This is a genomic window from Pseudomonas fluorescens (genome assembly GCF_040448305.1).
GTDB lineage: Bacteria > Pseudomonadota > Gammaproteobacteria > Pseudomonadales > Pseudomonadaceae > Aquipseudomonas > Aquipseudomonas fluorescens_BH.
In genome coordinates, this window is sequence record NZ_CP148752.1 from 1,832,278 (window position 1) to 1,852,569 (window position 20,292).

The 20,292-nt window shown below is 60.1% G+C and carries 22 protein-coding genes; 6 read left to right on the plus strand and 16 right to left on the minus strand.

Translation table 11 applies throughout. The features are described from left to right. Nucleotides 1-26 precede the first annotated feature (26 nt). The 6 genes from WHX55_RS08370 to puuE all read right to left on the minus strand — a co-directional run bounded on the left by WHX55_RS08370 (nucleotide 27) and on the right by puuE (nucleotide 6,075). Nucleotides 27-1,385, minus strand: a complete 1,359-nt coding sequence (locus WHX55_RS08370) for a nucleobase:cation symporter-2 family protein (RefSeq protein WP_353742394.1) — start codon at nucleotides 1,383-1,385, stop codon at nucleotides 27-29. A gap of 164 nt (nucleotides 1,386-1,549) precedes the next feature. Next, a complete protein-coding gene (locus WHX55_RS08375) occupies nucleotides 1,550-2,854 on the minus strand; it encodes a urate hydroxylase PuuD (RefSeq protein WP_150724589.1) in 1,305 nt (434 codons plus the stop codon). 50 nt (nucleotides 2,855-2,904) lie between these two features. After that, complete coding sequence (locus WHX55_RS08380) at nucleotides 2,905-3,408, minus strand: ureidoglycolate lyase (RefSeq protein ID WP_150702853.1); 504 nt, start codon at nucleotides 3,406-3,408, stop codon at nucleotides 2,905-2,907. 142 nt (nucleotides 3,409-3,550) lie between these two features. Then, complete coding sequence (gene alc / locus WHX55_RS08385; RefSeq protein ID WP_046037564.1) at nucleotides 3,551-4,546, minus strand: allantoicase; 996 nt, start codon at nucleotides 4,544-4,546, stop codon at nucleotides 3,551-3,553. Nucleotides 4,547-4,636: 90 nt separating this feature from the next. After that, nucleotides 4,637-5,152 (minus strand): 2-oxo-4-hydroxy-4-carboxy-5-ureidoimidazoline decarboxylase, encoded by a 516-nt coding sequence (uraD, locus tag WHX55_RS08390; protein WP_353742395.1) that lies wholly within the window; start codon nucleotides 5,150-5,152, stop codon nucleotides 4,637-4,639. Next, complete coding sequence (gene puuE / locus WHX55_RS08395; protein ID WP_150724592.1) at nucleotides 5,149-6,075, minus strand: allantoinase PuuE; 927 nt, start codon at nucleotides 6,073-6,075, stop codon at nucleotides 5,149-5,151. Before puuE ends, uraD begins: the two co-directional genes overlap by 4 nt. A gap of 434 nt (nucleotides 6,076-6,509) precedes the next feature. On the opposite strand from puuE, the gene uraH reads away from it, so the two are divergent. Further along, complete coding sequence (gene uraH, locus WHX55_RS08400) at nucleotides 6,510-6,863, plus strand: hydroxyisourate hydrolase (protein ID WP_008017679.1); 354 nt, start codon at nucleotides 6,510-6,512, stop codon at nucleotides 6,861-6,863. A gap of 202 nt (nucleotides 6,864-7,065) precedes the next feature. On the opposite strand, the gene WHX55_RS08405 is transcribed toward uraH, so the two are convergent. The 3 genes from WHX55_RS08405 to WHX55_RS08415 form a co-directional block, all read right to left on the minus strand. Continuing rightward, nucleotides 7,066-7,692, minus strand: coding sequence for a LysE family translocator (locus WHX55_RS08405; RefSeq protein ID WP_223444898.1), 627 nt, complete (start codon nucleotides 7,690-7,692; stop codon nucleotides 7,066-7,068). A 144-nt stretch (nucleotides 7,693-7,836) separates the two neighbouring features. Next, the gene (locus WHX55_RS08410) at nucleotides 7,837-9,186 is read right to left on the minus strand and encodes an NCS2 family permease (RefSeq protein ID WP_150753341.1); all 1,350 of its coding nucleotides are present in this window, start codon (nucleotides 9,184-9,186) and stop codon (nucleotides 7,837-7,839) included. A gap of 315 nt (nucleotides 9,187-9,501) precedes the next feature. Beyond that, nucleotides 9,502-9,948 (minus strand): MarR family transcriptional regulator, encoded by a 447-nt coding sequence (locus WHX55_RS08415; protein WP_353742396.1) that lies wholly within the window; start codon nucleotides 9,946-9,948, stop codon nucleotides 9,502-9,504. A gap of 82 nt (nucleotides 9,949-10,030) precedes the next feature. Here WHX55_RS08415 and WHX55_RS08420 point away from each other — a divergent pair, with 82 nt between their 5' ends. Next, nucleotides 10,031-11,197, plus strand: coding sequence for a PLP-dependent aminotransferase family protein (locus WHX55_RS08420; protein ID WP_150759269.1), 1,167 nt, complete (start codon nucleotides 10,031-10,033; stop codon nucleotides 11,195-11,197). 188 nt (nucleotides 11,198-11,385) lie between these two features. On the opposite strand, the gene WHX55_RS08425 is transcribed toward WHX55_RS08420, so the two are convergent. The 5 genes from WHX55_RS08425 to WHX55_RS08445 all read right to left on the minus strand — a co-directional run bounded on the left by WHX55_RS08425 (nucleotide 11,386) and on the right by WHX55_RS08445 (nucleotide 14,163). Continuing rightward, on the minus strand, nucleotides 11,386-11,757 hold the full coding sequence (locus tag WHX55_RS08425) for a glutathione S-transferase N-terminal domain-containing protein (protein ID WP_150759268.1): 372 nt from the start codon (nucleotides 11,755-11,757) through the stop codon (nucleotides 11,386-11,388). A 104-nt stretch (nucleotides 11,758-11,861) separates the two neighbouring features. Continuing rightward, nucleotides 11,862-12,407: a GTP cyclohydrolase I FolE gene (folE, locus tag WHX55_RS08430; protein WP_007988130.1), complete on the minus strand. Its 546-nt coding sequence runs from the start codon at nucleotides 12,405-12,407 to the stop codon at nucleotides 11,862-11,864. Between the two features lie 77 nt (nucleotides 12,408-12,484). Then, nucleotides 12,485-13,042, minus strand: a complete 558-nt coding sequence (locus WHX55_RS08435; RefSeq protein ID WP_110659502.1) for a Smr/MutS family protein — start codon at nucleotides 13,040-13,042, stop codon at nucleotides 12,485-12,487. A gap of 78 nt (nucleotides 13,043-13,120) precedes the next feature. Beyond that, a complete protein-coding gene (locus tag WHX55_RS08440) occupies nucleotides 13,121-13,441 on the minus strand; it encodes a hypothetical protein (protein WP_150759267.1) in 321 nt (106 codons plus the stop codon). A 131-nt stretch (nucleotides 13,442-13,572) separates the two neighbouring features. Continuing rightward, the gene (locus WHX55_RS08445) at nucleotides 13,573-14,163 is read right to left on the minus strand and encodes a cysteine hydrolase family protein (RefSeq protein WP_150724599.1); all 591 of its coding nucleotides are present in this window, start codon (nucleotides 14,161-14,163) and stop codon (nucleotides 13,573-13,575) included. Between the two features lie 238 nt (nucleotides 14,164-14,401). Here WHX55_RS08445 and prmB point away from each other — a divergent pair, with 238 nt between their 5' ends. Next, nucleotides 14,402-15,310 carry a 50S ribosomal protein L3 N(5)-glutamine methyltransferase gene (gene prmB, locus WHX55_RS08450; RefSeq protein ID WP_150724600.1) on the plus strand — a complete coding sequence of 303 codons (909 nt, stop codon included), beginning with the start codon at nucleotides 14,402-14,404 and terminating at the stop codon, nucleotides 15,308-15,310. 124 nt (nucleotides 15,311-15,434) lie between these two features. On the opposite strand, the gene WHX55_RS08455 is transcribed toward prmB, so the two are convergent. Beyond that, a complete protein-coding gene (locus tag WHX55_RS08455) occupies nucleotides 15,435-16,226 on the minus strand; it encodes a hypothetical protein (RefSeq protein ID WP_150724601.1) in 792 nt (263 codons plus the stop codon). Nucleotides 16,227-16,316: 90 nt separating this feature from the next. After that, nucleotides 16,317-17,315 (minus strand): alpha/beta fold hydrolase, encoded by a 999-nt coding sequence (locus tag WHX55_RS08460; protein ID WP_150724602.1) that lies wholly within the window; start codon nucleotides 17,313-17,315, stop codon nucleotides 16,317-16,319. 83 nt (nucleotides 17,316-17,398) lie between these two features. On the opposite strand from WHX55_RS08460, the gene aroC reads away from it, so the two are divergent. The 3 genes from aroC to WHX55_RS08475 are packed head-to-tail and all read left to right on the plus strand — an operon-like array spanning nucleotide 17,399 to nucleotide 20,288. Continuing rightward, the gene (gene aroC / locus WHX55_RS08465) at nucleotides 17,399-18,490 is read left to right on the plus strand and encodes a chorismate synthase (RefSeq protein ID WP_057715749.1); all 1,092 of its coding nucleotides are present in this window, start codon (nucleotides 17,399-17,401) and stop codon (nucleotides 18,488-18,490) included. A gap of 29 nt (nucleotides 18,491-18,519) precedes the next feature. After that, nucleotides 18,520-19,671, plus strand: a complete 1,152-nt coding sequence (locus WHX55_RS08470) for an MFS transporter (RefSeq protein ID WP_150724603.1) — start codon at nucleotides 18,520-18,522, stop codon at nucleotides 19,669-19,671. Continuing rightward, nucleotides 19,668-20,288, plus strand: coding sequence for a methylthioribulose 1-phosphate dehydratase (locus WHX55_RS08475; protein ID WP_150724604.1), 621 nt, complete (start codon nucleotides 19,668-19,670; stop codon nucleotides 20,286-20,288). The genes WHX55_RS08470 and WHX55_RS08475 overlap by 4 nt, the downstream gene beginning before the upstream one ends. Nucleotides 20,289-20,292: the final 4 nt, after the last annotated feature.

Below are 20,292 nucleotides of genomic sequence, written 5' to 3' on the forward strand. Positions count from 1 at the left end.
GCAGGCCCCCTTGGTTATCCGTCAGATCAATGGGTGTGAGCCTGGCAGTCGTTGATGGCCGCGCGTTCGGCGCCACCAAAGATGTTGAACAACAGGTTCAGCGTCAGCGCGCTGAGGGTGGCCATGGCGATGCCGCTGTGGGTGATCGGGCTCATCCACACGGGCAGGTGGGCGAAAAACTCCGGGCGTACAACCGGGATCAGGCCCATGCCGATGCTCACCGCCACCAGCAACTGGTTGCGACGGTCACCGATGTCGGCTTCCTGGAGGATTTTGATCCCGGTGGCGGCGACCATGCCGAACATCGCAATCGCTGCGCCGCCCAGTACTGCCGGAGGAATCGACGCCACCAAAAACGCGGCTTTGGGCAGCAGGCTCAGGACGATCAGCAACCCGCCGGCAACGATGGTCACCGAGCGGCAACGCACGCCGGTCATTTGCACCAGGCCGATGTTCTGAGCGAAGGAGGAGTGGGTGAAGGTGTTGAAGAAGCCGGCGAAAAACGAGGCGCCGGCATCGCACAGCAAGCCGCGACGCAGCATCCGTGGGCAGACTTCCTGGCCGGTGATCTTGCCCAGCGCAAGAAACATCCCGGTGGACTCAACGAAAATGATCACCACCACCAGGCACATGGACAGGATCGGTGCCAGCTCGAATTTCGGCATGCCGAAATGCAGCGGGGTGACGAATTGCAGCCATGGCGCTTGACTCATGCCGCTCAGGTCAACCATGCCGATCAGGCCGCAGAGCACGTAGCCCAGGCACATACCGATCAGGACAGAGATGTTGACCCAGAAACCCCGCATGAAGCGATGCACCAACAGAATGGTGCCCAGCACCAGTGCGGCGATGGCCAGATAAATGGGGGATCCGAACTCAGCGGCGCTGGCACCGCCGCCGGCCCAGTTCACGGCCACGGGGAACAGCGACAAACCGATCGAGGTGATGACCGTACCGGTCACCAGCGGCGGGAAGAAGCGCACGACCTTGGACATGAACGGGGCGATGATCATGCCGAAGAACCCGGCGGCGATGGTCGCGCCGAAGATCCCCTGCAGGCCGATACCGGGCATGCCGGCCATGGCGACCATGCTGCCGACGGCGGCGAAACTGGCGCCCATCATCACCGGCATGCGAATGCCCATGGGACCGATGCCGAGGGACTGGACGATGGTGGCGATACCCGCCACCAGCAGGTCGGCGTTGATCAGGAAGGCGATTTCTTCACGACTCAGGCCAGCGGCCTGTCCGATGATCAGCGGTACCGCGATGGCACCACCGTACATCAGCAGAACATGTTGCAAACCGACCAGGATCAGTTGCAAGAGGGGCAAACGCTGAAAGGCGGGTGCGTCGGGGATGCGCGCTGTGGATAGCTCGGACATGCAACACCTCGGATCTTTTTATTCTTGTGATTTACAGCTGCAGTGCTGCTGGCAGCTGTATTCGAATCAGGTGGGCCGCTTTGCGGCCATTCGCAGGCAAGCCAGCTCCCACACAGGCAGTGCAAAACCTGTGGGAGCGAGCCTGCTCGCGAAGCTTTTAACGATTAATTGGTCTGGGCTCCCTGCACAATCCAGGCACCGATCAGGTCACGTTCCTGCTGGGTCATCTGGGTGATGTTGCCCAGTGGCATGATCTGGCTGGCGACGGCTTGCGCCTGAATCCGCGGTGCGTTCTGGCGGATTTGCTCGGGAGTGTCCAGCATCACACCGGCCGGGGCCGCGCTGAACAACGGGCTGGTTGGCTTGGCCGAGTGGCAGACCGTGCAACGTTCCTGAATCACACTGTGCACTTTGTCGAAACCCGGGCCGGCATTGGATGCCTGAGCCGGAGCGGCAGCAGGTGCTTCTGCAGGTTTGGCTTCAACGGGTTTCAATCCACCGCCCACTGCGGTTTCCGGCAGCGGCTGGTATTGGATTTTCGCTGGAGCGTTGGCCACTTCAGGGGCGCTGGACATCGGCTTCGGACCGGACACGTAGGCCAGGCAGATCATGCCCACCGCTGCCACCGGCAGGGTCCAGGCAAACTTGTGGCTATCGTGACGGGTGTTGAAGTAGTGACGTACCAACACCGCCAGTACCGCGATCCCGGCCAGGATCAACCAGTTGTACTGGCTACCGTAGGTGCTCGGGAAGTGGTTGCTGATCATGATGAACAGCACCGGCAAGGTGAAGTAGTTGTTGTGACGTGAACGCAACAGGCCTTTGGCCGGCAGCGCCGGATCGGGCGTGCGGTTCTCGGCGATAGCCGCTACCAGTGCGCGTTGCGCCGGCATGATGATGCGGAACACGTTGCCGACCATGATGGTGCCGATGATCGCGCCGACGTGCAGGTACGCACCCCGACCGCTGAACACTTTGCTGAAGCCGTAGGCCGCGGCGATGATCAGGACGAACAGGATTGCGCCAAGCAGGGCAGGGCGTTTGCCGAGGGCCGAGTCGCACAGGAAGGAGTAGATGAACCAACCGACGAACAGCGAGCCGAGGCCCAGCAATACGCCTTCGGGACCGCTCAGGCTGCTGCCAGGGGCCAACAGGTAAAGGGTCGGGTTGGAGTAGAACACCACGCACAGCAGTGCGACCCCCGATAACCAGGTGAAGTAGGCTTCCCATTTGAACCAGTGCAGGTTGTCCGGCATGGTCGGTGGAGCCAGCTTGTATTTTTCCAGGTGGTAGATCCCGCCACCGTGAATCGCCCATAGATCGCCGGCCAGGCCGCTCTTCGGGTTGACCCGGTTGAGGTTGTTTTCCAGCCATACGAAATAGAACGACGCACCGATCCAGGCCACGCCAGTAATCATGTGAACCCAGCGCACGCTCAGGTTCAGCCATTCCAACAGATGTGCTTCCACAGTCTTTACCTCTCGCCTGTCACTCTGTTGTCGAGTGATCAGACCTTCTCTTATTGGTGGGGGGCGAGGATCAAACGCTCATCCTCTTTGAAAAAATGCTCATCGCAGTTATTGCCTGTGCCACTGCGATCAACCACCAGGAAGTCATCCCGCTTTTCGATCGTCAGCACCGGGTGGTGCCAGACGCCGCGATGGTAATTAATGCCCTGCCTGCCGTTGGTGACGAAGGCGCGGACCAAGCCTGATACAGGTTCATCGCCAAGTGGCGCGACCACGATCAGAAAAGGGTTGCCGAGCAGCGGAATGAAAGCCTGGCTGCCCAGCGGGTGGCGTTCCAGCATGCAAACGGTCAGCGGCATGTCCTGCGCGTCGGCGCGGAAGATGCTGATGATCGCGTTGTCCTCTGGCTTTGCGGTTTCCACCGTGGCCAGTTTATGGAAGCGCATGGTCGAACCGTTGTTGATCATGAAGTGATCGCTGCCGTCGGTTTCGATCACGTCACCGAAAGGGGCGAAGGCTTCTTTGGTCAGCGGTTCAATCGTCAGTGTGCGCATGCTGTTCTTCTTTGTTTAGTGTTTGTGGTTCTTTGTAGGAGCGAGCCTGCTCGCGAAAAACGTCAAGACACCGCATTCATTCAGGTTGAGCGCGTTTTCGTTAACGACCATCGCGAGCAGGCTCGCTCCTACAGGCTCAGCATTACTTCGCTACTTTGCCCAATACACGCAGGCGGCTCACACCACCATCCGGGAACACGTTCAGGCGGATGTGGGTGATCGGGCCCAGTGCCTTGATCTGCTCGGCGAAGGTGTGCTCGGCGTGCATTTCCAGCTTCTGGCTTGGCAGCAGTTCGCGCCAGAACAGCGACTGGGTTTCGATCTGGCTGTCGGTACCGCCCTTCACGAAGGCGCCCTGGATCGAGCAGCTGTCCGGGTAGTTGCCCTTGAAGTGCAGGGTGTCGACGATGACTTTCTCGACTTCGCCGGCATGGCCCAGCGCGACGATGACCCAGTCATTGCCCGGGGTACGACGACGCGCGGTTTCCCAGCCGTCGCCCATGTTGATGCCGCGGCCCGGGTTGAGGATGTTGCTCATGCGACCGAAGTGTTCATCGGAGCAGGCGAGGGCGCGGCCACCGTTGAGGGCTGCGGCCAGGTCGACTTGCTCGTTGTCGCCGGTAGCCGACCAGTCACGGAACGGCACGCCGTACACGCGCAGACGGGCCACGCCGCCATCCGGGTAGATGTTGAAGCGCAGGTGGCTGAAGGCCTGGTCGTTGCTGATTTCGTGATAGTGGTGGCTGTTGCCTTGCAGCTCGACGGCGGACAGCACTTCAACCCACTGGGTGTTTTCGTTCGGCTCGCCTTCGGCCAGGAAGCAGGCTTCCAGGGACGCCGACGGCGGGAAGTTGCCGGTGAAGAATGAAGTGTCGATGTCGACGCCCTTGATCGAACCCGGTACGCCCAGGCGGATCACTGCGCTGTCGAAGCCTTCGAAGCGCTTGCGGCGCGACTCCCAGCCGTCCATCCACTTGCCGTTGTCATCGAACACGCCCTCCTTCCATACGGCCGGGGTCGGTTGGAACAGACGATTGGCGTCTGCGAACCAGTCATCGGTGACCGAGATGATTTTGGTGCCCAGGCGGGCATCGGCCAGGTTGACGAACTTCTCGAAAGGTACGGCGTAAGCTTTCATTCTTCTTGTCTGCCTTTAAATAAGTGGCTTGGGATGCTTGCAAGGCCCTTGGCGGTTTCGGCGTTCTTGAATCCGCTCAGGCCTGGCTTGCTATAGGGTCAGTAATCGGAACAGGGCGATCTTGTTGATCTCCGCCAGCGCGCACTTGAACTCGGTGTCGACCGGGTTGTGGATGCGCGTTTCGAACGCTGCGAGGATCTGATGCCGGTTGCTGCCTTTTACCGCCATGATGAAGGGAAACTTGAACTTGGCCTTGTAGGCGTCGTTCAGCTCGGTGAAGTGCTGGAACTCTTCGGCCGTGCATTGGTGAATACCGGCGCCAGCCTGTTCATGGGTGCTGGCTTCGGTTAGTTGGCCCTGGACGGCCGCACGGCCTGCCAGGTCCGGGTGAGCGTTGATCAGTTCAAGCTGGCTGGCGTGATCGGCGCTCAACAGGATGTCGCTCATGCGCTGGTGCAGGGTTTCGATCTGGTCGATCGAGGCATCCTGGCCCAGGTCGTAGGCCTTCTCGGCCACCCATGGCGAATGTTCGTAGATGTCGGCGAAAGCGGCGACGAAGGCGTCGCGGCTCAGGCTCGAAGGTTTGACGGTTTGAAAGGTGCTCATTTGCCAGCCCCTGTGTACGGGTGGGTTTCTTGCCAGTGACGCGCGATGTCGACGCGACGGCTGAACCACACCTGTTCATGACTTTTAGCGTATTCGATAAAGCGCTTGAGCGAAGCCAGACGCGCCGGACGGCCGATCAGGCGGCAGTGCAGGCCGATCGACAGCATTTTCGGTGCCTCGGCGCCTTCGGCGTAGAGCACATCGAACGCGTCTTTCAGGTATTCGAAGAAGTCGTCGCCCTTGTTGAAGCCCTGGACCTGGGTGAAGCGCATGTCGTTGGTGTCCAGGGTGTACGGGATCACCAGGTGCGGCTTGCCGGTCGGGTTGTTCGGTTCCCAGTAGGGCAGGTCGTCGTCATAGGTGTCGCAGTCGTAGAGGAAACCACCTTCTTCCATCACCAGGCGACGGGTGTTCGGGCCGGTGCGGCCGGTGTACCAGCCCAGCGGGCGCTCGCCGGTGATTTCGGTGAGGATGCGGATCGCTTCGAGCATGTGCTCGCGTTCCTGGGCTTCGTCCATGTATTGGTAGTCGATCCAGCGATAGCCATGGCTGCAGATCTCGTGGCCGGCATCGACCATGGCGCGGATCACGTCCGGGTGACGCTGGGCGGCCATGGCCACGGCGAAGATGGTCAGCGGAATGTCGAATTCCTTGAACAGCTTCAGGATCCGCCACACGCCGGCACGGCTGCCATACTCGTAGAGGGATTCCATGCTCATGTTGCGCGCGCCTTGCAGCGGCTGGGCAGAAACCATTTCCGAGAGGAACGCTTCGGACTCTTTGTCGCCGTGCAGGATGTTGCGCTCGCCGCCTTCTTCGTAATTGAGTACGAACGACAGGGCAATGCGGGCATTGCCCGGCCAGTGTGGGTGAGGAGGGTTACTGCCGTAACCGACCAGGTCGCGTGGGTAGTCAGCGCTCACTGCAGGCTTCCTTCTTATTCGATGATGACGGTTGGTGTGACACAGCTGAAAATAGAATGGCAGGCTGGCGTCACAGCGATGGACTGATTGTATACAACTTTATATTCACTTTGTAAGCCTGAATTTTCGCATTTTTCACCGACTGTCATCTTTTACTGCTATTGGCGTGAGCCTGCAAGAAATCTGCCTGACTGGTCAGTTATTGTTTGAAAGGTTCATAGACTGTGCGGTTTAGCGGTAAATCGACGGTAAATATGCAGATGGCGGGGATCATGGGAAAAATGTCGTTTTTATTGTGTACAATTTTTTTGAAAAGTGTCTTAATCAGTCGCTCGCCGCAGCTTTTCGTGCTCCGAATCGGTGCGGTCTCCTTTTCAACTGACTTCGGGAGGCGCGAAGTCTGACTGCTCCACGCAGGCAGGCGCGCAGAATCAATGGGACGTTTGACTACACACGTTTTGGACGCAGCACACGGTTGCCCGGGCAGCTCGATCAAGGTCGAGTTGTACCGCGTTGAAGGTTCGCAGCTGGAATTGGTCGCCACTGCAGTTACCAACAGCGATGGCCGTGTCGATGCACCGCTGCTGCAAGGTGATGACTACCGCACCGGGGTCTATCAGGTTCAGTTTCATGCCGGCGACTACTACCGCGCCCGTGGCGTCAAGTTGCCGGAACCTGCCTTCCTGGATGTCGTGGTGCTGCGTTTTGGCATCTCCGCCGAGCAGGATCACTACCATGTGCCGTTGTTGATTTCGCCTTACAGCTACTCCACCTACCGCGGCAGCTGATCCCCCAGGCAGCAGCTGCACCCTGGAAGCGACTGCGCATATAGCTTCTTTGGTCTTTCGCCCGCTCACACTGCGGGCTTTTTTTCGTCTTGAGAAAAGTGGTGCCTGTGTGGCCGCTTTCGCGAGCAGGCTCGCTCCCACATGGGGGTGGGAGAGCCGCAAATCCAATGTGGGAGCGAGCCTGCTCGCGAAGCTTTTGCTGTTAGCGGCTCAGCAGGGACGCTGCACCCGCCCCACTGAACAACCCCGCACTCACCCGGTTAAACCAGCTCTGCCCCTTGCCGCTGCGCAGATACCGCGCGGCACCATGGGCGCCGAGGCCATAAGCCAACTTGCAGGCCAGATCCAGCAGTGTCCACGTGACAATCATCACCAGCAACTGCGGCAGGAACGGCTGCTCGGCACTCAAGAACTGAGGCAGGAAAGCGGCGAAGAACAGGATGTCCTTCGGGTTGCTCGCGCCCAGCATGAACGCACGCCCGAACAGTGCACGAAAGCGTGGCACCGGCGCGGCTTGTGGCACTTCAGCGCCATGGGAAGGCAGGCGCGATTGCTGCCAGCTCTGCCAGGCGAGGTAGAACAGGTAAAGGGCGCCAAGCATCTTCAGGGCACTGAACAGCTGTTCCGATGCCAGCAACAACGCACCCAGGCCCAGCGCCGAAGCACTTAGCAGGCAGATCGATGCGGACACGCCGCCGAGAAAGGCCGGGTAAGAGCGGCGCAGGCCGTAATTCAGACTGTTGCTGATCATCAGCAACGACAGCGGCCCCGGGATCAGGATCACTATCAGCGCAGCGCCGCTGAACAGCAGCCAGGTTTCCAGACTCATCACTTTCCTCCATTTGCACAAAAGCCCCACCCGACGGGGTGAGGCTGTTTGCTGTGGCGCGCTTGGTCCGGGCAGCGTTCCGACTATGGATTCAACCCGGTAAGCACGCGTTATCGTTAACGACCTTCGCGAGCGAGCTCGCTCCTACAAGAAGATGAACTTGGCGATGAAGATCGCGCAGAGCACCCACAGGCTCACCGAAATTTCCTTGTACTTGCCTGTACCGGCCTTCATCGCCACGTAGGTGATGAAGCCCAGCGCGATACCGTCGGCGACCGAGAAGGTCAGCGGCATCATGATTGCGGTAACGATCGCCGGAATGCTGTCGGTGGCTTCGTCCCATTCGATGTGGGCCATGCCGCCCATCATCAGCATCGCTACATAAATCAGCGCACCCGCGGTTGCATAGGCAGGAATCATTCCGGCCAGCGGTGCGAAGAACATGGCTGCAATAAATAGCACACCTACGGTCACTGCGGTAAGACCAGTCCGACCACCCGCTGCAACACCGGCAGCACTTTCCACGTAGCTGGTGACCGGCGGAACACCGACCACCGCACCAAACACACTGGAAGCACTGTCGGCTTTCATGGCGCGGGAAAGGTTTTCGATCTTGCCGTCAGCGCCCACCAGGTTGGCACGCTGGGCAACGCCCATCAGGGTGCCTGCGGTGTCGAACATGTGCACGAAAAGGAATGCCAGGACCACGCTGACCATGCTGATGTTGAATACACCCACAACGTTCATGGCCATCCAGGTCGGAGCCAGGCTCGGCGGGGCGGACATGATGCCCTCGTAGTGCACCAGCCCAAGGCCCCAACCGGCGAGAGTCACGGTGATGATGCTGATGAGGATCGCGCCGAACACCTTGTGATAGCTGAGGATGGCGATCATCAGGAAGCACACGGCGGCGAGCAGCGGGCCAGGTTCGCGCAGGGAGCCGAGCTTGATCAGCGTGGCCGGGCTATCGACGACGATACCCGCGGTTTTCAGGCCGATCAGCCCCAGGAACAGACCCACGCCGGCGCCCATGGCGAAGCGCAGGCTGACCGGAATGCTGTTGAGCAGCCATTCGCGGATCCGCGAGAAGGTCAGGATCATGAACAACACACCGGACACAAACACCGCGCCGAGGGCGGTTTCCCAGTTGTAGCCCATGGTGCCGACCACGGTGTAGGTGAAGAAGGCGTTCAGCCCCATGCCCGGTGCCAGGCCGACCGGCCAGTTGGCGTACAGGCCCATCAACAGGCAACCGAGTGCCGCGGCGATGCAGGTGGCGACGAACGCCGCACCGTGATCGATCCCGGCGTCGGCCATGATGTTGGGGTTGACGAAAATGATGTAAGCCATGGTGATGAAGGTTGTCAGACCGGCAATCAGCTCGGTCTTCACCGTGGTGCCGTGCAAGCTGAGTTTGAACAGACGTTCTAGCAAGCCATTGCGTAATGGCGGCGAGATTTCCAGCGTCGGTGCTTCGGATTTGCGGCTTTCCACAGCGAATACTCCTCAAGAGTTTTATTGTTATTTCCAGGGCCGGACCCATGAGGGTGGCAGCGGCCCTTTGAGGTACTTGCGAATTTGTTGACCGCTTGGTCAGGAACTCGCACGAAGTGGATTATGCTTTTGTATACAAAGAATGCAAATAATGTTTTTGGTTTTGTTTACGATTTTTTTGGCGATAGGAATATATCGCCTGTTCCGACGCCTTCGCGAGCAAGCCCGCTCCCACAGAGGAATGCGGTCAACTGTGGGAGCGGGCTTGCTCGCGAAGAGGCCGATCCGGCCAATACTTATCCAGCAGGCAAACACTCATTCATCCGGCGAATGACTCTTACCCAACGCCAGATTCACCGCCAGCCACCCATTCACCGCCGTCTCCCCGGCCTCGGCAAACACCCGCTCCAGCAATTTCACCTGCTCGCGCCGCAGCGCCTGTTCAAACCGCGCGCCTTCGGCGGTCAACTCCATCAGGCGCTTGCGCTTGTCGGTTTCGGACGCGACGCTGTCGACCAGATGCATTTCCAACAATTGCCGCAACGGCATGTTCAACGCCTGCTTGCTCACGCCGAGCAACGCCAACAATTCCTTCACGCTCAGGTTCGGATAACGGGCGATGAAAAACACGATGCGCTGATGCACCCGACTCAGACCGCGACGTTCGAGCATTTCATCGGCCTTGGCGGTGAAGGCCTGGTAGCCGAAGAAAAACGCTTCCATGGCCTGCTGCTGGGAAAGCGGGTTTTTAAGGTCAAGCATATTGACGTATCCGTTCGGGGAAGCGTAATTTCGGTCAACAAGTTTGACTCATTTTTCACATGCCTCGCTACCGGTGATCCCCATGGCTTTTTCCGAACGTGTCTCACGCCTTAAAAGTTCTTTGATCCGTGAAATCCTCGCCGCGGCCCAGCGTCCGCAGGTGATGTCTTTTGCCGGCGGCTTGCCGGCCGAAGCAATGCTGCCAAAAGTCGATTGGGCCCAGATGCCGGTTTCCATCGGTCAATACGGCATGAGCGAAGGCGAGCCGGCACTGCGTGAAGCGCTGGCCGCCGAAGCGCGAGCGTTGGGAGTGGCATGCGAGGCAAGCCAGGTGCTGGTGGTCAGCGGCTCACAGCAGACCCTCGACCTGGCGGCCAAGCTGTACATCGACAAGGGCACCGAAATCCTGCTCGAAGCGCCGACTTATCTGGCGGCATTGCAGATTTTCCAACTGTTCGGCGCCGATTGCCTGACCGTGCCGCTGGAGTCTGACGGGCCGAATTTGACTGAGCTACGCACTCGCCTGGAACACCACCGCCCGGCCTTCATCTACTTGATCCCGACCTTCCAGAATCCATCGGCGGTGCGTTACAGCGAAGCCAAACGCGACGCGGTGGCGGCGTTGCTCGATGAATTTGGCGTGACGCTGATTGAAGACGAGCCTTACCGCGAGCTGACCTTCGACGGTGGCAGCGCCACGCCGATTGTCAGCCGCTTGAAGACGGCCAGCTGGATCTATACCGGGACCGTGTCGAAAACCCTGTTGCCGGGCTTGCGTGTCGGCTACCTGATCGCCAGCCCGGACCTGTTTCCCCATCTATTGAAACTCAAGCAGTCGGCGGATCTGCACACCAACCGGGTCGGCCAGTGGCAGGCACTGCAATGGATCGGCAGCGAGAAATATCAGCAACACCGTAGTGAGTTGCGCGACTTTTATCGGGGGCGTCGGGATGCGTTTCAGGCTGCGCTGGAAATTCACTTCTCCGATCTGGCGGACTGGAACGTGCCGCAGGGCGGGCTGTTTTTCTGGTTGAAACTCAAGCAGCCGCAAGATACCCGCAGTTTGCTCAACGCTGCGCTGGCCAACGACGTGGCGTTCATGCCGGGGGAACCGTTCTTCCCTGAGCCGGATAATCATCCGGGGTATCTGCGGTTGAACTTCAGCCACATTGATCCGGTGCGGCTGGATGAAGGGCTCGAGCGGTTGGCGGCGGTGGTGCGACAGGCGCAGGCAGCGCAAGCAGCCTGAAAACAAATAAACCGGCGCAAGGGCCGGTTTACTTTTGTCTGAAATTTTGCGGTGCCGGTGCAGGCCTCTTCGCGAGCAGGCTCGCTCCCACATTGGATCTGTTTTGAACACAAATCCTGTTCACAACAAAGTTCTACTGTGGGAGCGAGCCTGCTCGCGATGGCGTCAGTCAAAACACCACAGACAAATCAGGCCGCCGCAAAACGCTTGTCCAGATAATCAATGATCACCTTGGACTCATACATCCAGGTGGTCTCACCATTCTCTTCAATGCGCAGGCACGGCACCTTGATCTTGCCGCCTTGCTCCAGCAAGGTCTGGCGATCCTGTTCGTTGTTTTTCGCATCACGCAATGCCACCGGCACATTCAGGCGGCGCAGGGTGCGGCGGGTCTTCACGCAGAACGGACAGGCGTGGAATTGATACAGGGTCAGACCCTTGGCGGCGGATTCGACCTGAGCCTGAGCAGCGGCGGGGCGCTTCTTCTTGCTTGGGCGAGTAATGAAGTCGATGAAGATGATCAGTTGGCCAAGGCCGACACGAAGCGCTTTTACGAACACGTTGAAAGCCTCACGGTGCGAATGAAGAAGGGCGCGCAGCTTACCTGATTTTTTGCAGGCGAAAAAAAACCGGCGATGAATGCCGGTTTTCTTCGTGCCGCGAATTACTTGATGAGGCTGAGGAATTCGCTGCGGGTGGCGGCGTTTTCACGGAACTCGCCGAGCATCACCGAGGTGATCATCGTCGAATTCTGCTTTTCCACGCCGCGCATCATCATGCACATGTGCTTGGCCTCGATCACCACCGCAACGCCCAGGGCGCCGGTGACCTGCTGGACCGCATCGGCGATCTGGCGGCTGAGGTTTTCCTGGATCTGCAGGCGGCGGGCGTACATGTCGACGATGCGCGCGACCTTCGACAGGCCCAGGACCTTGCCGCTCGGGATGTAGGCGACGTGAGCCTTGCCGATGAACGGCAACAGGTGGTGTTCGCACAACGAGTACAACTCGATGTCCTTGACCAGCACCATTTCGCTGTTGTCGGAGCTGAACAGGGCACCGTTGGTGACCTCTTCGAGTGTCTGTTCATAGCCGCGGCAGAGGTACTGCATGGCTTTGGCGGCACGTTTTGGCGTGTCGAGCAGGCCTTCGCGGGAAACGTCCTCGCCGAGCTGGCCGAGGATCGCCGTGTAATTCTGTTCCAGGGACATGAAACTACCTGTGGGATTTTACGCAAAGGGCAAGGGTACGGTGGCGGACACGGCGCTGCAAGCGTGGCGCGTCAGCTTTACTCGTCGCGACCTTCCATCATGGTGCGTTTGAGCATCACATAAACGGCTCCCGCACCACCATGTTTCGCCTGGCACGAGGTGAAGCCGAGTACCTGTGGATGCTGGCGTAGCCAGGTGTTGACGTGGCTTTTGATCATCGGCCGCTTGCCGTCCAGGCGAACAGCCTTGCCATGGGTGACGCGCACGCAGCGGATTTCGAATTTTGTGGCTTCGGCCAGGAACGCCCAGAGGGTTTCCCGGGCCTTTTCCACGCTCATGCCGTGCAGGTCGAGGCTGCCTTCGAACGGAATCTGTCCGATCTTGAGCTTGCGCATCTGGCTTTCCTGCACGCCGTCACGCGCCCACATCAACTCGTCTTCAGGGCCGACGTCGATGACGAACTGATCGGACAGCCCGTCGACGGTGGTGGATTCGGTGCGTACGGTCGCCGCTTGACGCAGCTTGGCAATCTGCGCGCGGTCAGCCTTGGGTTTGCCGGTTTCGGCGCGATCGTGCTTGATCGGTTTGACGCCTTGGATCGCGCTTTTGAACAGGGAAAAATCGTCGTCTTGCATGTCAGCCTCCGCGAAGGGCGGCCAGTTTACCCAACTCGAAGCGAATCGGGCGCGACAAAAACTCGCGCGGCGCTTGGCTCAGTCGTGTTTTTTCATCAGGTGCGGGGACATGGCCAGTTCCCGCGACTGCCGCGAGCGACGACGGCAACGGCGCCACAGCCAGACACCGAGGTACAGCACGAACAGGCCGATGGCCAGGATCACGGCAGCACCGGTGCGGCTGGTGTTCAATTCACCCAGGGCGGGTGCGTGGCCGAGCAGGCTGGCGACACCGGCCATGGCGAGCAACACGCCGCACATCGCCAGCAATGCCGCGAACGTCGCGCCGATTCGAAAACGCCAGTTGCTTTGGCCTTTGGACCGCAAGCGGCGAGCGTCAAAACCATCGGATAACTTCATTCCGACCTTCCTCAATGGGTATCGGCCCTTCGACCGGGAGTTGACCGGGATGTTCCTGAGGCTAAGACAATTATGGCAAATGGGAGGTTTTTACGGATGAGCGGCGTTCCAGGCCGCTCATTGAGCGTCGATCAGATCAGTTCACGGGTCAGCGCGAGGGTGGCGAAGTTGTCGCCCATGATCGCCATTTCCGTCTGATGAACGTGTGCGGCACTGAGCACGCCACCCTTGTAAGGCAGGTCGCGGGTGGCGCAGGCGTCTTCCACCAGGGTGCAGCGGAAGCCCAGGTTCTTGGCGGCGCGCACCGTGGTGCTGACGCTGGAGTGGCTCATGAAGCCGCAGACGATCAGGTCAAGGGCGCCGAGGTCTTCCAGGCGTTTTGCCAGTTCGGTGCCGTGAAAGGCGCTTGGCAACAATTTGCCGATGACGGTTTCATCACTCTGTGGCTCCAGGCCCGGAATGAACTCACCACCTACGCCCTGGGGGTTGAACAACCCGCCGAGCGTACCGAGGTGGCGGACATGCACGATCGGCCGGCCGGCGGCGCGGGCAGCGGCGAGCAATTGCTTGATGTTCGCGACAGCTTCTTCCATGCCGCTCAGGGCCAGGGGACCGCTGAGGTATTCTTTCTGGGCATCGATGATGACCAGCGTGGCATGGCTCAGATTGGCCGCTGCATAACCGCGGCCGCTGAGTTGAAACATCGTTTTTGGAACAGACATTCTGGGGCTCCTTGGAGTGGGGCTTTTGCGCCATTGTCCTCTGGCTGAGCGGTTCTGTGAATCGCTACGATCGTAGGTGCCGTCGTTGCTGGCCTGTAGCCTTGTCAATAGTCACGTTTTGTTCAATAGCCTGACGAAAAAATGGATAACTCCTACATTTGAATCGGTAGTTTCCCGCGTCGTCGTGACGTCGTTTGACTGGTAGAATCGCCCGTCGATTTTTCTGGAGTTTGCCGCCGTGATCACTTCCCGCCTTCGCACCCTGCGTGACCATATCCGTTGGGCCGTCAGCCGCTTCCATGGGGAGGATCTGTTTTTCGGCCATGGCACTGACAACGCCTGGGACGAAGCCCGGCAATTGGTGTTGGGCGCGCTGCACCTGCCGTGGGAAATCGCCGACAGCTACCTCGACTGCAATCTGGAAGAAGACGAAGTGGTTCACCTGCAGCTTTTGCTCAAGCGCCGCATCGAAGATCGGGTGCCTACCGCGTATCTGCTGGGCGAGGCCTGGTTCTGTGGCATGTCGTTCATCGTCGATGAGCGCGTTCTGATCCCGCGCTCACCGATAGGCGAGTTGATCGAAAACCGCTTTACCCCGTGGCTGGCTACCGAGCCTGCGCGGATTCTCGACCTGTGCACCGGTTCCGGTTGCATCGGCATCGCCTGCGCCTACGAGTTCCAGCATGCCGAGGTGGTGTTGGCGGACCTGTCGTTCGAAGCACTGGAAGTGGCCAATCAGAACATCGAGCGCCATGGTGTCGATGAGCGTGTGTACACGGTGCAGGGCGACGGTTTCGAAGGCTTGCCGGGTCAGCGTTTCGACCTGATCGTGTCGAACCCGCCCTACGTCGATGCGGAAGATTTCGCCGACATGCCGGACGAATACCAGCACGAACCGGAACTGGGCCTGGCCTGCGGTGATGACGGTTTGAACCTGGTGCGGCGCATGCTCGCCGAGGCGGCGGATCATCTGACCGAGAAGGGCTTGCTGATTGTCGAAGTGGGCAACAGCCAGGTGCACGTCGAGGCGTTGTACCCGGAAGTCGACTTCGCCTGGCTGGAGTTCGAGCGTGGCGGCCATGGTGTGTTCATGTTGAGCGCGCAGCAGTGCCGTGAGCATCAGGCGTTGTTTGCTTCTCGCGTCTGACCTTTGTAGGAGCGAGCTTGCTCGCGATGGACCTGAGGGCGATGTGTTTATCCAGAAAGCACGCGTTATCGTTAACGTCCATCGCGAGCAAGCTCGCTCCTACAAGAAATGACCGCACCGCCGATCAACGGTGCGTGGCAATCCAGATCAATAACCCCGCCTGAAACACCGCGAATGCCACCAGGCAGGTGATGGTGAATCGCAGCCCGGCGTCTTCGCGTTTGTATTTGCTGACTTTCTCTTCGTGTTTCTTGAGTTTGACTTCCTGCTCGGCCAGGTTCTGTTCGGCTTGCTGGAGCATCTGCGCCGCCTCGAGAATTTCCACGACCTGCAGTTTTTCGCTGTTCCAGTCGCCAGACAGGTCGCCGACCTTGACGGCCTTGACGCTGCCTTTCAAATGCTGGGCATCGGCATACACCACGTCGAAACCGTGCACACGCAAAAAGTGATCGCGGCGCAGGCGGGTGTCTTCGTTCAGTGCATCCTTGTTGTTCAGGTCAAAGCCGTCGACGGTGTAGGTTGGCCAGCGCTTCTTCGCCCAGTTGATGCCCTGGGCCGCCATGTAGCGGCCAATGCCACGGTTCAGCGGTTCAATCTGCAGTCCGCTTTGCGGTCCGAAATGCACGCGTTTTTCGGCGTGATCGACCCACACGTCCAGATGATTCTGTTCCTTGCGTACGCGCTGGCCGGGCAGGGTGATGCTCATGCGCATCAGGCTGCGTTCCTTGTCGTTGCGTTCGGCATAGCCTGATTCGACAAAGCGCAACGGGCGCCCGCCGGTGTTGCGGTCAGTCTGCAACGGCGCCAGACGGAGCATCTTGTGGTGCTCGACGTGGACGTCCGCCCAGGGCAGCTCGACCGCTGGCGGTGCGTCTTTTTCAGCGCTGGTGTCGGGTGAAGTCTGGGTGTCAGTCATAACGGCGAGATCCTGTCCAAGCTCAGCTTGTCGCCAGCCAATGTGCTGGCGACAAAGGCTTATCGGCCGTTTTTCCCAGGACTGGAGGGGTTAACTGGTGCGAAGTCTGTCAATAAAACCGAGGATTCGCGTGCCCAGTTCCGCCGCCAGGGGCAACTGCGGGTCTTTATAGGAGGCCAGTTGGCGTTTGACGTCGTTGGGCACGATGCGCATGACGTGGTTCATGCCCTCGATCAAGGCCAGTTCGGCGTCCGGTTTGGCCGCCTTGAGCAGCCTTGCGTCATTGACGCCGACCTGGATGTCGTTGCTGCCCTGGATGATCAGCGCCGGCATTTTCAGCTTCGCAAATGCCGCGGCCGGGTCCTGGCGGAACAGGGAAATCAGGTAAGGCTGCACGCTCGGGCGGAAAATCACCTGCAAGGGGGGCGGCACATTGTCGTCGGGTTTCCCGGCCTTGAGGCTGTCGAGCAGTTCATTGCTGCGCAGCATCAGCGGTGGCGGCAGGCGATTGCCCAGTTGCTCGCGAATGACCTGATCTACCGGCCTTGCGCTGCCGGAGACAGAAATCACCGCGTCGGCATCGATGTCCGGCGCAGCGAGGCTGGCGATCAAGGCGCCTTCGCTGTGCCCCAGCACGATCAGTTGGCCGAAACGCGGATCGGTCTTGAGCTTGCGGCCCCAGGCTTGGGCGTCGGCCACGTAGGCTTCCACCGTCAGGTTGCGTTCATCCGGGGTCGCCGCCAGGCTCGCGGCCACGCCGCGCTTGTCGTAACGCACGCTGGCGATGTTGTGTTTGGCCAGCACCCAGGCCAGGCGCTTGAGGCTGTCATTGCGCCCGCCATCGGTGTTGTTTCCGTCACGATCCGTAGGGCCGGACCCGGAAATGATCAGCACAACCGGCACTCGATTGTCGGATTTTGGCAGCAACAGCGAGCCGAAAAGCTCGCCGGTGCCGGTATCCAATGTGATCGGTCGTTGCAGGACAGTCGCCTGGGCGAAGCCGGAAATCAGGGTAAGGCTCAAGGCTAGAACTCGCAGCATCATCGCGCCATCATCAAGAAGATGCCGGTTGGACTCACGGGCACCCATAAGGTTCGAGGATGAACTACTTGGGTAGCCTGCGTATACTGGCGCGCATTACGTATTCAGGTTCATTTCACGGAGCGTCCTGCATGTCCGGCAATACCTACGGCAAGCTGTTCACTGTCACCACCGCGGGCGAAAGCCATGGCCCGGCGTTGGTCGCCATTGTCGATGGCTGCCCGCCGGGGCTGGAGATATCCCTGGAGGATCTGCAGCGTGACCTGGACCGCCGCAAGCCTGGCACCAGCCGCCACACCACCCAGCGCCAGGAAGCCGACGAAGTCGAAATCCTCTCCGGCGTGTTCGAAGGTCGCACCACCGGTTGCGCCATCGGCCTGTTGATCCGCAACACCGACCAGAAGTCCAAGGACTACTCGGCGATCAAGGACCTGTTCCGCCCGGCCCACGCCGACTACACCTACCACCACAAGTACGGCGAGCGCGACTACCGCGGCGGCGGTCGCAGCTCGGCCCGCGAAACCGCGATGCGCGTCGCGGCCGGTGCGATTGCGAAAAAATACCTGGCCAGCCAGGGCATCGTCATTCGCGGCTACATGAGCCAGCTCGGGCCGATTGAAATCCCGTTCAAGACCTGGGATTCGGTCGAGCAGAACGCCTTCTTCAGCCCGGACCCGGACAAGGTGCCGGAACTGGAAGCCTACATGGACCAGTTGCGTCGCGACCAGGATTCGGTCGGCGCGAAGATTACTGTGGTCGCCGAAGGCGTGATGCCGGGCCTGGGCGAGCCGATCTTCGACCGTCTCGACGCAGAACTGGCCCATGCGCTGATGAGCATCAACGCGGTCAAGGGCGTGGAAATCGGCGCCGGTTTCGCCAGCGTCGCCCAGCGTGGCACCGAGCACCGCGATGAAATGACTCCGGAAGGTTTCCTCAGCAACAACGCAGGCGGCATTCTCGGCGGTATTTCCTCCGGTCAGCCCATTGTTGCGCACCTGGCGCTGAAGCCGACGTCGAGCATCACCACGCCGGGGCGTTCCATCGACATCCATGGCAACCCGGTGGAAGTGATCACCAAGGGCCGTCACGACCCGTGCGTCGGCATCCGCGCCACGCCGATTGCCGAGGCGATGATGGCCATCGTGCTGATGGATCACCTGCTGCGTCACCGCGGGCAGAACGCCGATGTGCGTGTGAGCACGCCGGTGCTGGGTCAGCTGTAAATGGTTGACTTCATGGTCGCAGCCGTCTGATGGCGACTGCGGCGCTCCCGTACTGGCGGCTCTCCAGTTTCTATCTGTTCTATTTCGCCTTGCTCGGTTCGACAGCGCCGTTTCTGGCGCTGTACTTCGATCACCTGGGGTTCAGCGCCGCGCGCATCGGCGAGCTGGTGGCGATCCCGATGCTGATGCGCTGCGTGGCGCCGAACATCTGGGGCTGGCTGGGCGACTACACCGGTCGGCGACTGGCCATCGTGCGCTTTGGTGCGGTATGCACACTGCTGACCTTTTCGCTGATTTTCGTCAGCAAGACCTACGCCTGGCTGGCGATGGTCATGGCCTTGCATGCGTTCTTCTGGCATGCGGTGTTGCCGCAGTTCGAAGTCATCACCCTGGCGCATTTGCAGGGCCAGACCTCGCGCTACAGCCAGATTCGCCTGTGGGGCTCGATCGGTTTCATCATCACCGTGGTCGCGCTGGGCCGTTTGTTCGAATGGCTGAGCCTGGACATCTACCCGGCGGCGCTGGTGCTGATCCTGGCCGGCATCGTGGTCAGCAGTTTGTGGGTGCCTAACGCGCAACCGATTCAGGGTGAACGGTTGACCGGGGAGGGATTTCTCCAGCAACTGCGCAACCCCGGTGTGTTGGCGTTTTACGGCTGCGTGGCGCTGATGCAGATGAGCCACGGGCCGTATTACACCTTCCTGACCTTGCACCTTGAGCACCTGGGATACAGCCGGGGCGTGATCGGCATGCTCTGGGCGGTCGGCGTGGTCGCTGAAGTTTTGATGTTCTTGGCCATGAGCAAGATCCTCGCGCGGTTTTCCCTGCGCCGGGTGCTGATGGCGAGTTTTCTGCTGGCGGCGCTGCGCTGGTTACTGCTCGGATCGTTGGCCGAATTTTTGTGGGTGCTGTTGTTCGCCCAGATATTGCACGCGGCGACGTTCGGCAGCTTTCACGCCGCTGCCATTTCATTCGTGCAACGTAGCTTCGGTGCGCGCCAGCAAGGCCAGGGCCAGGCGCTGTATGCCGCGTTGGCCGGCACCGGCGGTGCGTTGGGCGCGTTGTATTCCGGCTACAGCTGGAATGCCCTAGGCGCGGCATGGACATTTAGTATTGCCAGTCTCGCAGCCGTCGCGGCTGCCGTTATCATTGCCACACGTATGCAAGAGGACAGGCCATGAGCCTTACCCGTGAACAACTCGCCCAGGAAATCATCGACGCCGGGCGTTTTCTGTACGGCCGCGGCTGGTCGCCGGCCACCAGCAGCAATTACTCGACCCGCCTGTCGCCGACCGAAGCCTTGCTGACTGTCTCCGGCAAGCACAAGGGGCAACTGGGCATGGACGACGTGTTGGCCACTGACCTGTCGGGCAACAGCCTGGAACCGGGCAAGAAACCGTCCGCCGAAACCCTGCTGCACACCCAGCTCTACAGCTGGCGCCCGGAGATCGGTGCGGTGCTGCACACCCACTCGGTGAACGCTACCGTGCTGTCGCGCCTGACGCCGCAAGACTTCATCGAGTTCGAAGACTACGAGCTGCAAAAGGCCTTCAGCGGTGTGACAACCCACGAATCCCGGGTGCGCGTGCCGATTTTCGACAACGACCAGGACATTGCGCGCCTGGCCGCCAAGGTGCAGCCTTGGCTGGACGCCCATCCCGATTGCGTCGGCTACCTGATCCGTGGCCATGGCCTGTACACCTGGGGCGCGCGCATGAGCGATGCCCTGCGGCAGATCGAGGCCTTTGAATTTTTGTTCGAGTGCGAGTTGAAGATGCGCTCGCTCTTTAAAGCATGAACCG

Excerpts from the sequence above, each read along its gene's own strand:
- WHX55_RS08370 (WP_353742394.1), bottom strand. The coding sequence starts at position 1,385 with ATGTCCGAGCTATCCACAGCGCGCATCCCCGACGCACCCGCCTTTCAG.
- WHX55_RS08380 (WP_150702853.1), bottom strand. The coding sequence starts at position 3,408 with ATGCGCACACTGACGATTGAACCGCTGACCAAAGAAGCCTTCGCCCCT.
- alc (WP_046037564.1), bottom strand. The coding sequence starts at position 4,546 with ATGAAAGCTTACGCCGTACCTTTCGAGAAGTTCGTCAACCTGGCCGAT.
- uraD (WP_353742395.1), bottom strand. The coding sequence starts at position 5,152 with ATGAGCACCTTTCAAACCGTCAAACCTTCGAGCCTGAGCCGCGACGCC.
- uraH (WP_008017679.1), top strand. The coding sequence starts at position 6,510 with ATGGGACGTTTGACTACACACGTTTTGGACGCAGCACACGGTTGCCCG.
- WHX55_RS08405 (WP_223444898.1), bottom strand. The coding sequence starts at position 7,692 with ATGAGTCTGGAAACCTGGCTGCTGTTCAGCGGCGCTGCGCTGATAGTG.
- WHX55_RS08415 (WP_353742396.1), bottom strand. The coding sequence starts at position 9,948 with ATGCTTGACCTTAAAAACCCGCTTTCCCAGCAGCAGGCCATGGAAGCG.
- WHX55_RS08420 (WP_150759269.1), top strand. The coding sequence starts at position 10,031 with ATGGCTTTTTCCGAACGTGTCTCACGCCTTAAAAGTTCTTTGATCCGT.
- folE (WP_007988130.1), bottom strand. The coding sequence starts at position 12,407 with ATGTCCCTGGAACAGAATTACACGGCGATCCTCGGCCAGCTCGGCGAG.
- WHX55_RS08435 (WP_110659502.1), bottom strand. The coding sequence starts at position 13,042 with ATGCAAGACGACGATTTTTCCCTGTTCAAAAGCGCGATCCAAGGCGTC.
- WHX55_RS08440 (WP_150759267.1), bottom strand. The coding sequence starts at position 13,441 with ATGAAGTTATCCGATGGTTTTGACGCTCGCCGCTTGCGGTCCAAAGGC.
- WHX55_RS08445 (WP_150724599.1), bottom strand. The coding sequence starts at position 14,163 with ATGTCTGTTCCAAAAACGATGTTTCAACTCAGCGGCCGCGGTTATGCA.
- WHX55_RS08455 (WP_150724601.1), bottom strand. The coding sequence starts at position 16,226 with ATGACTGACACCCAGACTTCACCCGACACCAGCGCTGAAAAAGACGCA.
- WHX55_RS08460 (WP_150724602.1), bottom strand. The coding sequence starts at position 17,315 with ATGGGTGCCCGTGAGTCCAACCGGCATCTTCTTGATGATGGCGCGATG.
- aroC (WP_057715749.1), top strand. The coding sequence starts at position 17,399 with ATGTCCGGCAATACCTACGGCAAGCTGTTCACTGTCACCACCGCGGGC.
- WHX55_RS08470 (WP_150724603.1), top strand. The coding sequence starts at position 18,520 with ATGGCGACTGCGGCGCTCCCGTACTGGCGGCTCTCCAGTTTCTATCTG.
- WHX55_RS08475 (WP_150724604.1), top strand. The coding sequence starts at position 19,668 with ATGAGCCTTACCCGTGAACAACTCGCCCAGGAAATCATCGACGCCGGG.